17 protein-coding genes and 1 pseudogene are annotated in these 13,462 nt (G+C 62.5%); 6 read left to right on the plus strand and 12 right to left on the minus strand.

From position 1 onward, the window contains the following. Positions 1-33: 33 nt before the first annotated feature. Genes hisF through hisB form a run of 7 tightly spaced genes read right to left on the minus strand, consistent with a single transcriptional unit; the run spans position 34 to position 4,437 of the window. A complete protein-coding gene (gene hisF / locus CIT26_RS19120) occupies positions 34-828 on the minus strand; it encodes an imidazole glycerol phosphate synthase subunit HisF (protein ID WP_167391463.1) in 795 nt (264 codons plus the stop codon). Then, positions 825-1,661 (minus strand): arginase family protein, encoded by an 837-nt coding sequence (locus CIT26_RS19125; protein ID WP_095494008.1) that lies wholly within the window; start codon positions 1,659-1,661, stop codon positions 825-827. Before CIT26_RS19125 ends, hisF begins: the two co-directional genes overlap by 4 nt. Then, entirely contained in the window at positions 1,658-2,407 is a 750-nt protein-coding gene (hisA, locus tag CIT26_RS19130) for a 1-(5-phosphoribosyl)-5-[(5-phosphoribosylamino)methylideneamino]imidazole-4-carboxamide isomerase (RefSeq protein ID WP_095494009.1), read from the minus strand. The genes CIT26_RS19125 and hisA overlap by 4 nt, the downstream gene beginning before the upstream one ends. Before the next feature lie 3 nt (positions 2,408-2,410). After that, a complete protein-coding gene (locus CIT26_RS19135) occupies positions 2,411-2,701 on the minus strand; it encodes a DUF1330 domain-containing protein (RefSeq protein WP_095494010.1) in 291 nt (96 codons plus the stop codon). Between the two features lie 4 nt (positions 2,702-2,705). Then, complete coding sequence (hisH, locus tag CIT26_RS19140) at positions 2,706-3,356, minus strand: imidazole glycerol phosphate synthase subunit HisH (protein WP_095494011.1); 651 nt, start codon at positions 3,354-3,356, stop codon at positions 2,706-2,708. A 1-nt stretch (position 3,357) separates the two neighbouring features. Then, positions 3,358-3,834, minus strand: coding sequence for a DUF2628 domain-containing protein (locus CIT26_RS19145; protein ID WP_095494012.1), 477 nt, complete (start codon positions 3,832-3,834; stop codon positions 3,358-3,360). A 3-nt stretch (positions 3,835-3,837) separates the two neighbouring features. Continuing rightward, positions 3,838-4,437 carry an imidazoleglycerol-phosphate dehydratase HisB gene (gene hisB, locus CIT26_RS19150; protein ID WP_095494013.1) on the minus strand — a complete coding sequence of 200 codons (600 nt, stop codon included), beginning with the start codon at positions 4,435-4,437 and terminating at the stop codon, positions 3,838-3,840. A 223-nt stretch (positions 4,438-4,660) separates the two neighbouring features. On the opposite strand from hisB, the gene hslV reads away from it, so the two are divergent. The 5 genes from hslV to CIT26_RS19175 all read left to right on the plus strand — a co-directional run bounded on the left by hslV (position 4,661) and on the right by CIT26_RS19175 (position 8,942). Continuing rightward, positions 4,661-5,212 (plus strand): ATP-dependent protease subunit HslV, encoded by a 552-nt coding sequence (gene hslV, locus CIT26_RS19155; protein WP_095494014.1) that lies wholly within the window; start codon positions 4,661-4,663, stop codon positions 5,210-5,212. Between the two features lie 53 nt (positions 5,213-5,265). Continuing rightward, positions 5,266-5,805, plus strand: coding sequence for a GNAT family N-acetyltransferase (locus tag CIT26_RS19160; RefSeq protein ID WP_095494015.1), 540 nt, complete (start codon positions 5,266-5,268; stop codon positions 5,803-5,805). A 4-nt stretch (positions 5,806-5,809) separates the two neighbouring features. Continuing rightward, entirely contained in the window at positions 5,810-6,412 is a 603-nt protein-coding gene (locus CIT26_RS19165) for a DUF2585 domain-containing protein (RefSeq protein WP_095494016.1), read from the plus strand. A 1-nt stretch (position 6,413) separates the two neighbouring features. Continuing rightward, positions 6,414-7,727 (plus strand): ATP-dependent protease ATPase subunit HslU, encoded by a 1,314-nt coding sequence (gene hslU, locus CIT26_RS19170; RefSeq protein ID WP_095494017.1) that lies wholly within the window; start codon positions 6,414-6,416, stop codon positions 7,725-7,727. A 255-nt stretch (positions 7,728-7,982) separates the two neighbouring features. Then, positions 7,983-8,942 (plus strand): DUF1402 family protein, encoded by a 960-nt coding sequence (locus CIT26_RS19175; protein ID WP_095494018.1) that lies wholly within the window; start codon positions 7,983-7,985, stop codon positions 8,940-8,942. A 103-nt stretch (positions 8,943-9,045) separates the two neighbouring features. Here the strand turns inward: CIT26_RS19175 and CIT26_RS38525 are convergent, their stop codons facing one another. Both CIT26_RS38525 and CIT26_RS38820 read right to left on the minus strand, forming a co-directional pair. Then, complete coding sequence (locus CIT26_RS38525) at positions 9,046-9,534, minus strand: helix-turn-helix domain-containing protein (protein ID WP_425350359.1); 489 nt, start codon at positions 9,532-9,534, stop codon at positions 9,046-9,048. Beyond that, positions 9,511-10,034, minus strand: a pseudogene (locus tag CIT26_RS38820) (cupin domain-containing protein); the annotation flags it as partial. The pseudogene CIT26_RS38820 and the gene CIT26_RS38525, both read right to left, overlap by 24 nt. A gap of 99 nt (positions 10,035-10,133) precedes the next feature. Here CIT26_RS38820 and CIT26_RS19190 point away from each other — a divergent pair. Next, on the plus strand, positions 10,134-10,568 hold the full coding sequence (locus CIT26_RS19190; RefSeq protein ID WP_425350358.1) for a DUF4437 domain-containing protein: 435 nt from the start codon (positions 10,134-10,136) through the stop codon (positions 10,566-10,568). A gap of 115 nt (positions 10,569-10,683) precedes the next feature. On the opposite strand, the gene CIT26_RS19195 is transcribed toward CIT26_RS19190, so the two are convergent. From CIT26_RS19195 to CIT26_RS19205, 3 genes are read right to left on the minus strand one after another with little or no spacing between them, the layout of a single operon-like run. After that, positions 10,684-11,913: an NAD(P)/FAD-dependent oxidoreductase gene (locus tag CIT26_RS19195; RefSeq protein WP_095494022.1), complete on the minus strand. Its 1,230-nt coding sequence runs from the start codon at positions 11,911-11,913 to the stop codon at positions 10,684-10,686. Between the two features lie 5 nt (positions 11,914-11,918). Next, the gene (locus tag CIT26_RS19200; RefSeq protein ID WP_095494023.1) at positions 11,919-12,233 is read right to left on the minus strand and encodes a Rieske (2Fe-2S) protein; all 315 of its coding nucleotides are present in this window, start codon (positions 12,231-12,233) and stop codon (positions 11,919-11,921) included. Between the two features lie 51 nt (positions 12,234-12,284). Continuing rightward, positions 12,285-13,394, minus strand: coding sequence for a fatty acid desaturase family protein (locus CIT26_RS19205; RefSeq protein WP_095494024.1), 1,110 nt, complete (start codon positions 13,392-13,394; stop codon positions 12,285-12,287). Between the last annotated feature and the right edge of the window lie 68 nt (positions 13,395-13,462).

Raw genomic sequence — 13,462 nt, forward strand, 5'->3', positions numbered from 1 at the left:
TGATCTTTTCCGAAAACCGGTTGCCACTTTGCTTTAGAGCCGATCACCTGGGGTGTCCAGTCGCATCGGCAGCCCGGCGCGGGCCATATGCGCCTTGGCTTCGGCAATGCTGTAGGTGCCGAAATGGAAGATCGATGCCGCCAGCACCGCGCCGGCATGGCCGTCGCGAATGCCCTCGACCATGTGATCGAGCGTGCCGACGCCGCCGGAGGCGATGACCGGCGCACGCACGGCGTCGGCGACCGCGCGGGTGAGCGCGATGTCGTAGCCGGCCTTGGTGCCATCGCGATCCATCGACGTCAGCAGGATCTCGCCGGCGCCGCGATCGACCATCTGCTGAGCGAATTCGACCGCGTCGATGCCGGTCTTTTCGCGTCCGCCATGGGTGAAAATCTCCCAGCGGTCGGCCTCGCCTTCGGCCGATACTTTCTTGGCGTCGATGGCGACGACGATGCACTGGTTGCCGAACTTATCGGCCGCCTCGGCGACGAAATCGGGATTCTTCACCGCCGCCGTATTGATCGATACCTTGTCGGCGCCGGCCAAAAGCAGCTTTCTTATGTCGGCGACCTGGCGCACGCCGCCGCCGACGGTCAGCGGCATAAAACATTGTTCGGCCGTGCGGGCGACGATGTCGAAGATGGTCTCGCGATTTTCGGACGAAGCGGTGATGTCGAGGAAACAGAGTTCGTCGGCGCCGGCGGCGTCATAGGCCTTGGCCGCCTCGACCGGATCACCGGCATCGACCAGGTCGACGAAATTGACGCCCTTGACGACGCGGCCGTTCTTGACGTCGAGACAGGGGATGACACGGGCTTTCAGCATCAGATCCTCGCAAGCGCGGCAAGAAAATCGCCAAGCAATTGCCCGACGACAGGCGGAACCTCGCCCTTGGCGTCAAAGGCAGGATCGTAGGCAGACAGGGTGACGCCGACGATCGGGATCGACTTGGCCAGCCCGCAAACCAGGTGCCGCAGTTGCTCCGGATTTGGACCTCCCGGCCTTGCATAGCGGTTCACCTGCAGCACATCCGGATCGTGAACGTCCAGATCCAGATGCAAATGGACTTGGGCGGCGCCGGCCGCCTTGAGCTTTCCGACATTGTCGAGTGCATCGGCCCATTGGGCGCGAATGATCGGCAACGTCTCTAGAAGCCGGCTTTCATCGGGATCGAGGTCGCGTGCATCGACCAGCATGCATCGCGACGGGTCGATCGCCTGGAAGCCGGGAATCGCTGACGTCATCGGGCGCCAGCAGAGCCCCAGCGTCGTCGCCAGCGCCATGCCGTCGAGAAAGCCGTAGGCGGACGTCTCGGGCGTATTGAGATCGCCATGCTGATCGATCCAGATGATCGAATCCGCGGCGTCGCCAGCCACCGCGCCGGCGGCGGTCAGGCAATTTCCGGTGAGCACGATGGGAAAACGCTCATCGTCGCGTGCCATGTCGACCTTGGTGGCGACCGCTTTGCAAACGGCGAAGCCTGTCGCGATCTCGCGTTTCTGGGCATCGCCGACTTCGCCGATGTCCTCGACGATGACATCATGGCCGCGCAGGGCAAGTTCATCGACAAGGCCGCCGGCAATGATGGCGTCGGGGCCCTGGCCAAAGCCGGCGTGGTAAAGGCCGCTGTCATAGGGTGCGAGGATGATCGAGAGTTTCATCGCTCCCTCGCCTTCTCCGGTCCTGCCGCCAGGATCGCCAGTGCCTCGGCCGGATCGATACGCCCGTCATAAAGCGCGCGGCCGGAGATGGCGCCTTCGAGTTTTTGCGCATCGGGCATGGTCATGCGCACGATGTCGGCGATCGAGGCAAGCCCACCGGAGGCGATGACCGGGATAGACACGGCGTCGGCGAGATCGATGGTGGCGTCCCAGTTGATGCCGGTCAGCACGCCGTCGCGATCGATGTCGGTGTAGATGATGGCGGCCACGCCGGCGCCCTCGAACTTCTTCGCCAGTTCGATAACGCCGAGACTCGAGGCCTCTGCCCAGCCCTCGACCGCCACCTTGCCGCCCTTGGCGTCGATGCCGACGGCGATCCTGCCCGGGAACGCCTTGCAGGCCTGCCTGACCAGATCGGGATCGCGCACCGCCACCGTGCCGAGAATGATCCGGGCCAGCCCGCGATCGAGCCAGTCCTCGACCTGCGCCAGGGTGCGGATGCCGCCGCCGAGTTGCACCGGGTTTTTCGTCGCCTTGAGGATGGCGCCCACCGCGGCGCTGTTGACACTCTGGCCCTTGAAGGCGCCGTTAAGGTCGACGACATGCAGCCACTCAAAGCCTTGTTGCTCGAAAGCCCTGGCCTGCGCGGCCGGGTCGTCATTGTAGATCGTCGCGGTCGCCATATCGCCGTGCTTCAGGCGCACGCACTTGCCGTCCTTGAGGTCGATGGCCGGGAACAGGATCACCGTTCAGGCGCCTTCAACAATGACGAAGTGACCGGTCGAGGCGGCAAGCCTGTACTTCAATGCCTCCCGGTATTCAGGCGACTCGTAGCATTCTATCGCCCTGTCGTAGGACTCGAACTCCACCAGGACGTGGCGGTTGCCTGTCGGCCCTTCCGGGTTCGCGTAACGCCCCGCACGCACGGGAAACTTCGCACCATATTTCGCAAACGCCGCCGCGTTCGCCTCGATATATTGCTTGTAGCCCTCGGGATCGCGGACATCGATCATCGCCATCCAGTAGCCTTTCTTGCTCATTATCCTAGGGCCTCCAGCGCAGGAAATTGGTGATCAGCGCCAGGCCAAGCGCCTGGCTCTTTTCGGGATGGAACTGCGTGCCGGCGAGATTGTCGCTGACAACAGCGGCCGTCACCGGACCACCGTAATCGGCAATCGCCAGCACGTCCTCCGGCTTCTGCGCGTCGAGATGATAGGAATGGACGAAATAGGCGTGCAGCCCCTTGGCGCCGGTTGGAATGCCGGAAAACAGCGGATGCTTGCGCGTGAGCTCGATCGTGTTCCAGCCGATCTGCGGGATCTTCAGCGCCGGATCGGCCGGGGTGATCTCCTTGACGTCGCCGGCGATCCAGCCAAAACCTTTTGTAACGGTCTTTTCCAGGCCCCGCTCCGACATCAGCTGCATGCCGACGCAGATGCCGAGGAACGGCCGCCCCTTGACGGTCGCCACCTCCTCGACCGCCTCCCACATGCCGGCCACAGCGCGCAGCCCGGCCGCGCAATCGGCGTAGGCGCCGACGCCGGGCAGGACGACGCGGTCGGCGGTTCTGACACGCTCGGCATCGGCGGTCAGGTCGATGGCGGCGGCTATACCGGCTTCATGCGCGGCGCGCTCGAAGGCCTTGGTGGCCGAGCGCAGGTTGCCCGAGCCGTAGTCGATGATCGCGACCCGCATGTCAGGGTCTTCCAGGAGTGTGGTTCAACCCTAGCGCGATGCCCATATGCGCTGGCCGGGCATGGGCAGCATCCGGGACGATGCGTTGCGCGGGCGCTTGCTCATCCGAATGCGCTTCGGCTTCCAGCACATAGCGCGTATCGGCATCGTCGATCCTGCCGGCCGCGACGACGCCCCATTCATGCCAGCCACGACGGCGCAACGCGGCAATCCGCAAGGCCTGACCTTCCAGACCGACGTAGAGCGATACAAGCAGCGACAGCAGCGGGCCGGCGAGCCCAAAGTTCAATCCTTCGGCAAGCATCGAAAGGAGAGCCATGGCGACAAACGCCAGTGCTGCCTCGATCCACAACCGGTGCAAGAGCAGCCACAGCGGCGGCACGAGGAAGCCGAGCCAGGAAAACCCATCACGGACAAAGGCCGTTGTGTCAGGCTTTTCGCCGCGGCCCGGCGGTTCCATCACGACATAGATCGCCATCGCCTATCCCTTCAGAGATCCCTTGGTGGAAGGAACCGCGTCCGGCTGGCGCGGGTCGCTTTCAAGCGCGATGCGCAGCGCACGCGCCACCGCCTTGAAGCAGGTCTCGGCGATGTGGTGATTGTTGGCGCCGTAGTGGTTGGTGACATGCAGCGTGATGCCGGCATTCTGCGCCAGGGCCTGGAAGAATTCGCGCACCAGTTCGGTGTCGAACGTGCCGATCTTCGGCGACGAGAACGCAACGTTCCAGACAAGGAAAGGACGGCCGGAGACGTCGATCGCCGCGCGCGTCAGCGTCTCGTCCATGGCGAGATCGACCGAGGCATAGCGCATGATGCCGCGCCGCTCGCCCAACGCCTTGGCAAGCGCCTGGCCGAGCGCGATGCCGGTGTCCTCGACCGTGTGGTGGTCGTCTATGTGCAGATCGCCCTTGGCCTTGAGCGTCATGTCGATCAGCGAATGGCGCGACAACTGGTCCAGCATGTGGTCGAAGAAGCCGACGCCCGTCGAAATATCGGATTTTCCCGAGCCGTCGACCTGGACCGATACGGAGATGTCGGTTTCCCCAGTCTTGCGGCTGGCGGTGGCGGAACGGGGCAGCATGACCTCATCCTTGTCCAGAGTTCAGGCGTTCCAAGCGTCCACATGCTTGAAAACGAGAGCCTTCTAGCAGCATGATCCGGCGATTGCCAGTTGCCATCCCAGGGGATATCGAGCCTGGCGGATGGCCGGTTTGCAATCATCGGACCTATGCATACATATGGCCGATCAAGTCACTCGTAACGCGCCAATCGCCTTTCGGGATCGGTGCTGATCGGAGCAGAAAATGTCGAATGAACTGACCATGCACGCCACGACCATCGTGACGGTGCGCAAGGGCAGCAAGGTGGTGATCGCCGGCGACGGCCAGGTCAGTCTCGGCCAGACCATCATGAAGGGCAACGCCAAGAAGGTGCGCCGCATCGGCAAGGGCGGCAACGTCATCGCCGGGTTCGCCGGTGCCACCGCCGATGCCTTCACCCTTCTGGAGCGGCTGGAAGCCAAACTCGAACAATATCCGGATCAACTGACGCGGGCCTGCGTCGAGCTCGCCAAGGACTGGCGCACCGACCGCTATCTGCGCCGGCTGGAAGCGATGATGCTGGTCGCCGACAAGTCGGTTTCGCTGGCGCTGACCGGCACCGGCGACGTGCTCGAACCCGAACACGGTGTCATGGCGATCGGTTCGGGCGGCAACTACGCGCTGGCCGCGGCGCGCGCGCTGATGGATTCCGACAAGGATGCCGAGGAGATCGCCCGCAAGGCGATGCAGATCGCATCCGAAATTTGCGTCTACACCAACAACAACTTCGTTATCGAAACCCTCGATGCCGGCTGAGCCGGTCGCTGGCCATGATCCCGAAAAGTGGAAACCGGTTTTCGGAGGAGATCATGGCCAAACAAGAAAATAGATATGATTTTCGGCCGGTGACGGAGGCGGACCTGCCGATGATCGCGGCATGGCTCGCCGAGCCGCATGTCGCGGAGTGGTGGGATGATCCCGAGACGGAGATCGCCCAGATCCGCGAGCACATCGATAGCATTTCCGTCGAACCGCTGATCATCGAACTCGACGGCGAGCCGATCGGCTACATGCAGAGCTACGACCCGCATCTGGAGGACGGCCATCCCTATAGCGACCAGCCGTTCGGCACGCTCGGCATCGATCTGTCGATCGGCAGGCCTGAGCTTGTCGGACGCGGCCACGGCTCGGCAATTGTCCGGCAGTTCGTGGAACAACTGTTCGAGGAAGGGGCGCCGCGTGTCATTATCGACCCGGACCCGGCCAACGGACGAGCGATCCGCGCCTATGAAAAGGCCGGTTTCAGGGCTATCGATCGAAGGCAATCGGAATATGGCGACGCCGTGCTGATGGCGATCGATGCCGAAGAGGGCGATGTCGAAGAGGGCGATGCCAAAGGGGGGCAGTAACAGCATGAGCACAACCGGCGCCGACAAAACCGTCTCGGCCTACGAAGACAGCTGGCGGATGGGGCTTCTGCTCGTCCTCGGCCTGATTATATTCCAGGCCGGAGCCCTTTACGGCATGGGCCGAACGCCGATCTGTACATGCGGCTATGTCAAGCTGTGGCACGGCATCGTGCAAAGCTCGGAGAATTCCCAGCATATTTCCGACTGGTACGCATTCTCGCACCTCATCCACGGCTTCCTGTTCTATGCGCTGGCGTGGTTTCTGTTCCCGCGCTCCCCGATCGGGCTCAGGCTGGCATTTGCGGTCGTCATAGAGGGTGGCTGGGAACTTCTCGAGAACAGCCCTTTGATCATCGAGCGCTATCGCGCCGGCACAATTTCCCTGGATTACTACGGCGACAGCATCATCAATTCGGTGGCGGATACGCTGGCGATGGTGCTGGGATTTGTGATGGCGCGGAGGCTTCCTATATGGGTGATCGTGACCCTCGCCCTCATCTTCGAATTCGGTGTCGGCTACATCATCAGGGACAATCTGACACTCAACGTGATCATGCTGCTGCATCCGTTCGAGTCCATCCGGCAGTGGCAAAGTGGAATTTGGTGATATGAGCACATTCTCGCCCCGCGAAATCGTTTCGGAACTCGATCGCTTCATCATCGGCCAGAAGGACGCCAAGCGCGCCGTGGCCATCGCCTTGCGCAACCGCTGGCGCCGCCAGCAGCTCGAAGGCCAGATGCGTGAAGAGGTGATGCCGAAGAATATCCTGATGATCGGCCCGACCGGCGTCGGCAAGACCGAGATCTCGCGCCGCCTGGCACGCCTTGCGGGTGCGCCGTTCGTCAAGGTCGAGGCGACCAAGTTCACCGAGGTCGGCTATGTCGGCCGCGACGTCGAGCAGATCATCCGCGATCTGGTCGAGATCGCCATCGGGCTGGTGCGCGAGAAGATGCGCGAGGATGTCAAGGCGCGCGCCCATATCAATGCCGAGGAACGTGTGCTGGAAGCGCTCGTCGGTAAGACGGCGAGCCCGGCCACGCGCGACAGTTTCCGCAAGAAGCTGCGCGACGGCGAGCTTGACCACAAGGAGATCGAGATCGAAGTGAACGACACCGGCACCGGCGGCATGCCCGGCTTCGAGATCCCCGGCATGCCGGGCGCCAATATCGGCGTGTTGAACATCAACGACATGCTGTCGAAAGCGATGGGCGGTCAGAAGACCAAGACGCGCAAGACGACGGTGAAGGAATCCTACACGCTGCTGGTCGGCGACGAGTCCGACAAGCTGCTCGACCAGGATGAGGTGGTGCGCAGGGCGCTCGAATCGACCGAAAACGACGGCATCGTCTTCCTTGATGAGATCGACAAGATCGCCTCGCGCGAGGGCGGCATGGGCGCCGGTGTTTCCCGCGAAGGTGTGCAGCGCGACCTGCTGCCGCTTGTCGAAGGCACCACGGTCGCGACCAAATACGGACCGGTGAAGACGGACCACATCCTGTTCATCGCATCGGGCGCGTTTCACGTTGCTAAGCCGTCGGACCTGCTGCCAGAACTGCAGGGCCGTCTGCCGATCCGCGTCGAGCTGCGTGCGCTGGAGAAGGACGATTTCGTCCGCATCCTGACCGAGACCGAGGCCAGCCTGATCAAGCAGTACATCGCGCTGATGAAGACCGAGGGCGTCGATCTCGTCTTCACGGACGACGCCATCGATTCGCTGGCCGGCATCGCCGTCGATCTCAACGCCAGCGTCGAGAACATCGGCGCCAGGCGGCTGCAGACGGTGATGGAGCGTGTGCTGGACGAGATCTCCTATGACGCGCCGGACCGCCACGGCACGTCGGTGACCATCGACGCCGCCTATGTGCAAAAGCATGTCGGCGACCTGTCCAGAAACACGGATTTGTCGCGTTTCATCCTGTAGCAGGCGATCCATCCTACAAGAGATGGGCCGGGCGAGCCGGCAAGTTCTGAAACGTGTGGCCAAATGGAAGCATCTGGCCAGCTTTTGTCTTGCCGGGCGAAGGGGCTCTCGACTCCCCTTCCAGCTTTACCTAGTTTGCCCGGCAACTACAGCGCGCGCGTCCTTGGACGCGCAAGGGACGCTGTAGCACTTGATTTGGCGCATGACCCCCGAAAATCGAATCCGGGGGTCATGCGCTGTTACAGGCGGCGGCGCATGAAAAAACTGATCCTCGTCCTTCTCGGGCTGACGCTGACGACAGCCATGTTCGCCGCCGAAGCGGCGACGATGGTTCCGCCGGGCAACAGTCATGCCGAGCAGCCCAACATACCGGGCGCCTCAAGCCGGCGCACCCAGGCCACCAACACCACCTTCCAGGCAAAATACAGCAAGGTCTATGCGCTGCTGCAGCACGACGCCGGTCTGCGCGGCAAGATCAGCCAAGCGGCGGGGACCTATGGCATAGACCCGATGCATATCGTCGGCGCCATCGTCGGCGAGCACACCTACAATGTCGACGCCTACGACCGGCTGCAGACCTACTACGTCAAGGCGATCTCCTATCTGTCGAGCAAGCTGGCCTTCGCCTATGAAGGCGAGGACATCACCGATTTCGTGCAGCGGCCGCAATTCCAGGAATGCGCCGGCAAATCGGACAGTTACGCGCTCTGGGAATGCCGCGAGCAGGTGTGGAACCAGTCCTTTCGCGGCAAGACTGTCGGCGGTGAGAGCTTCCCCGACGACCGCTTCGGCGCCACCTTCTTCCAGCCCTATTATGCCGGCCAGACTTTCGGCCTCGGTCAGCTCAACCCGCTGACGGCGTTGCAGATGAGCGATCTCGTGCACCAGGTTTCCGGCCTGCCGAAGCTCGACGTCGGCGATCCGAACGCGGTCTACAAGACCATCATGGATCCGGACCTGACATTGGATTATGTCGCGGCGACGATCCGGAAATCGATCGATGCCTACCAGAGCATTGCCGGCTTCGACATATCGGGCAATCCCGGCATCACATCGACGCTCTACAATGTCGGCAATCCGGAACAGCGCGCCCATGCGCTGAAGGCCGAGAACGACCGGCGCCGCGCCGCGGGCGAACCGGAGAAGCTGCCCGAGGAAAATTACTACGGCTGGCTGGTCAACGACAAATTGCCGGAGCTGAAGGCGCTGTTTTAGTGGTGAAATCCGACTCTTGGTGCCTGACGACCACAGCCGCCCTGGGGTTGAGCTGCTGTTGGTGAAAGCCGCTACGAGCGCGTAGACGCGCCTACAAACGCCTTCATCCACGCACTGAGGCGTAAGTTTCGCGCCCCGCTTCGGAAGCGGTTCGTAAGCGCCTAATTTGTCCAGGAGGGTTTCCTGTGGTCCGCTTGAAGGCACGGCTGAAAGCGGCTTCGGAAGCATACCCCAGGCGCGTGGCGATGGCTGGGATCGTCAGGCTCGGGTCAAGGAGCAGGCGTTTTGCTTCGCGCATTCGGAATTCGAGCACATAGCGAGCCGGCGATATCCCGAGGACAAGTGAAAAACGTTCGGCAAAGGTGGATCGCGACATGGCCGCGGTTCTCGCCAATCGGGCCAGAGACCAGCTTTCCCCCGGCCTCGTATGGATTCCGAACAGGGCGGGGCCAAGTCCTCGATCGCGCAGCGCAGCGAGCCAGCCTCGGCGATGGTCATCGCTATCCCTAGCCCAATCGCGAACAATGATGCTGATGGCTGCATCGGCCACACGGGCCATTATCGTGGCCGAGCCTACGCTTTCTTCCGCCATCTCCGCCGCCATTACCTCCAGCAGCATGCCGAGTGACCGGGTACGGTTCGGTCCTGCGCGACGCACAAGTTTTGCGGGCATGGACCCGATCAGTCGATCGGCCAGCGGTTCCTCGAAATCCACGGTGCAGCAGAAAATGAGGGATCGGGCACCCCCGCCGCCGGTGTTCAGGGAATAGCTTGTGTCGGATATCTGTCTCGGGCCCAGGAGCGCGAGATCGGTCACCGCGCTATTAGGGTCGTCGGCGATGACATGCCATGCGGCAGGAGCACGACGTCGCCCTTGTCCAGCCGCTCCGGTTCAGACCCCTCGACAAGCACCCAACAGGTGCCTTCGGCCACGAAATGGAAGCGAATTCCTTTTTGGAATTGCAGGCCGATGCCCCAAGGCCGCGTTACCTCGGCCCGGCAGTAACTCGCCTCCGCTGGCCTGAGGTCACGCAGGAATTGTCCGAGAAGATAGACGACAGGATCGGCAGAATTGGATGATCGAGCATGCATCTCGGACGCAATATCATTGTTCGTCCGGCATTCCACAATAGGCTTCTTCCCTGCTACCAATAGATTCGTGGCAACGTGGCAACATTGAGGGAGATGTCGGTGCTTTTTCCAAAGCTCGTGGTGGCGATAGCCGCAGTTGTTATCCTGCCGTCTCAGACTTACGCCCTGGAGAATACATACCTGCCCGTTGAGAAGGTGCCGTATTATGAGGAAATGCCTGACCAGCCCCACCGACTGGGCCCCTTATGGGGCAAGCGCGATGTGGGTCCGGCCGGAACGCTGCTGAAAGTCCCCGGGGGATGGCAAGCACCCATACATGCACATACGGCAGACTATCAGGGCGTTGTCATCGAGGGCACCTGGAGCCACTGGGTGCCCGAAACGGGCGAGGGCAAAGGCATCGAACTGCGGCCCGGATCATATTGGACCCAGAAGGCAGACCAGATGCATGCCGATGCCTGCATGTCCGAAAAGCAGTGCGTGATCCTTCTTATCAACACCGAGCCTTATTCCACTCTTTTCAAGAGCCGGTAGCTGGACATCAACAATGCAGTGGGACCTGGACGGACAGAGGCCTAATGGCTACCAAGCGTCGGGTTGTCACCACTAGAACGACAAGCGTTCCGCCAGTTCTGGAACCGGCAGCGGCTTACGCCGCCAGCAGCGACTTCAGCTTGATCGTTTGCGAACCAAGGGCCTCAGGCGCCGGTTTTGCCCGCCTGGCGATCAGCATCTCGGCCAGCCTTATGTCGCGGGCGACCGCGTTGCCTGGACCAATCCCGCTCGCTGCGACCAGCGTGCCGTCCTGCGCCAAATGGAACAGGATGAAGGCGCCGTCGTCGAGGTCGCGGCGCACGACCTTGCTGCCCTCGTCCGACAGGCCTGATATCTGCAAGGTCAGGCCGTACTGATCCGACCAGAACCATGGCACCGCCGCGTGGGCCTCACCGGCGCCAAGCATGTTCCTGGCCGCAAGTGCGCCCTGCTCCTGCGCGTTGCGCCAGGCTTCCAGCCGCACGCGCCGGCCGCCATAGACGGCAAGCGGAAACGAGCAGCAATCGCCAGCGGCGAAGATGTCCGGATCGCTGGTGCGAAGCGCGGCATCGACAGCTATGCCGTTATCGATCGTCAGCCCCGCTTCCGCGGCAAGTCCGGTCACCGGCACGGCGCCGATGCCGATCACCGCCAGATCGGCGACGATTTCCTGTCCGCCGGCAAGCGCGATGCGCACCTCGGTGCCGTCGTCGGCGATCGCGGCGATGCCGTCGCCGCACAGGATTTTCACGCTTTCAGCTTCATGCGCCTCGTGTATGATCTTGGCGATCTCGGCCGGCACGCCGCGCATCAGGATGCGTGGCTGCGCCTCAATGACAGTGACCGTGACCCCCAGCCTGCGCGCCGCGGCGGCAAGCTCGAGGCCGATGAAGCCACCGCCAACGATGGCAATGCGGTTTCCGGCGCTGAGATGGGCGCGAATGGCCAACGCGTCGTTGAAGGTCCGGAGATAGACACAGCGCGCGCCGAGGCCGGGCAATGGCAGCCTGCGCGGTGTCGAACCAGTCGCCAGCAAGAGCTTGTCGTAAGGCAGGACCGAACCGTCCGACAGGTGCACGAGATGCGCCGCGCGGTCGATCGCCACCGCCTGAACCGAATGGATATGCCGGATCGATCTCCCGGCCAGGACCTCGTCGCTGGCGATCGCTTTGATTACGGGCGCATCGCTGGCCATCGCGTCTTTCGACAGCGGCGGCCGCTCATAGGGCAGATGCGGCTCGTCGCCGACCAGCGTCACCGGCCCGTCATAGAAGAGATCGCGCAGCGCCAAGGCAGCCCGCCCGCCGCATTCGCCGGCACCGATGATCACCATCCCCTTCGTCATCACCGTCACCCGATCTGAATGAGGATTTTGCCGGCGTCGAGCTTGACCGGATATGTCCTGAGATTGACGCAGACCGGCGCGCCCCTTGCAGCACCGGTCTTGTAGTTGAAGCGGCCATTGTGCTTCGGGCATTCGATGATGTCGTCCATCACCAGCCCGTCGGCCAGATGCACCTTCTCATGCGTGCAAAGACCGTCCGTCGCGAAATATTCGTCGTCGGGGCTGCGATAGATGGCGAAGGTGCGGCCGCCATGGTCGAACCGCATCACGTCCTCTTCGTCGATGTCTTCGGCGTCACAGGCCTCGACCCAGTCGCTCATCAGTCCTCCCGGCAGTTTTTTGCTGGCCAACTTGCCCGGCACGGGCGCATGTCATTCCGCTGCTGCCGCGACAGCATCGTTGTCGTTGTGGAATTCCTCGCGATAGGGCTTCGCGGTCGGCGGCAGCGCGCGCTTGAGGAAATAGTCCTCATTGCGCAGCTGGCGCAGGAAGGCAGGCACCATCTCGCGATAGCCGGCCAGGATCGACGGCGTCGGCGCCGGCAGATCGTGCTTGATCAGCTCATGCAGCCTCGGCAGCGCGTGATAAGGCACCATCGGGAACATGTGGTGCTCGACATGGTAGTTCATGTTCCAGTAGATGAAGCGGCTGATCGGGTTCATGTAGACCGTGCGGCTGTTGAGGCGATGGTCGATGACATTTTCGGCCAGGCCGCCATGCTGCAGCAGGCCGGTCATGACGTGATGCCAGGCGCCGTAAAGCCTGGGCAGACCGACCAGCATCAGGGGCAGGAACGAGCCGCTATAAAGTGCCAGCGCGATCGTCGCGGCATAGATCGTGGTCCAGATGCGGGCAATGCGGATCGCCTTCGGCTGCTCCTGCTCGGGAATGAAGGTCTTTTCCGCCGGGCTGATGATACCGGCCGCATTGCGCAGCATGTCGCTCATGGCATGCCAGGCATCGACAATGCCGAAGAAATTGAGCACGACGCGCAACAGGTCCGGTGGGCGCATCACCGCGATCTCCGGATCGCGGCCGACAATGATCGTATCGGTGTGATGCCGCGTATGGCTCCAGCGCCAGGTCACCGGATTGCGCATGATCATGAAGCAGGCGAACTGATAGATCGCATCATTCATCCACTGCGTCCTGAACGCGGTGCCGTGACCGCATTCGTGCCAGCGTGAATCGGTGGAAGAGCCGTAGAGGACCCCATAGACGAAGAAGAACGGCACGCACCACCACGTGCCCCAGAACCAGGCACCGCCCGCTCCGCTCAGGATCAGGGCGCCGAGCCAGATGGTGGTGTCGCGGATCGCCGGCCCGTCGGAGCGCTGCATCAGCTCCTTCATCTGCTTTCGGGGCACGTCGGTGTGATACCACTCGGCCGCGGCCAGCCCGGTCTCGACGGCAAGCTTCGCGTCGCGGCCGAGCAGGCTGTAGTCTCGCCGGGACGGCATTGCGGATAGTGTCGCTTCCATTGAGGCTGCCTCCGTCGGCATCCGTCAGAACGGGTGCCTCTGCCACAGGTGCTTATGTCGTAAGATAA

The sequence above is a fragment of the Mesorhizobium temperatum genome, from assembly GCF_002284575.1.
Classification (GTDB): Bacteria; Pseudomonadota; Alphaproteobacteria; order Rhizobiales; family Rhizobiaceae; genus Mesorhizobium; species Mesorhizobium temperatum.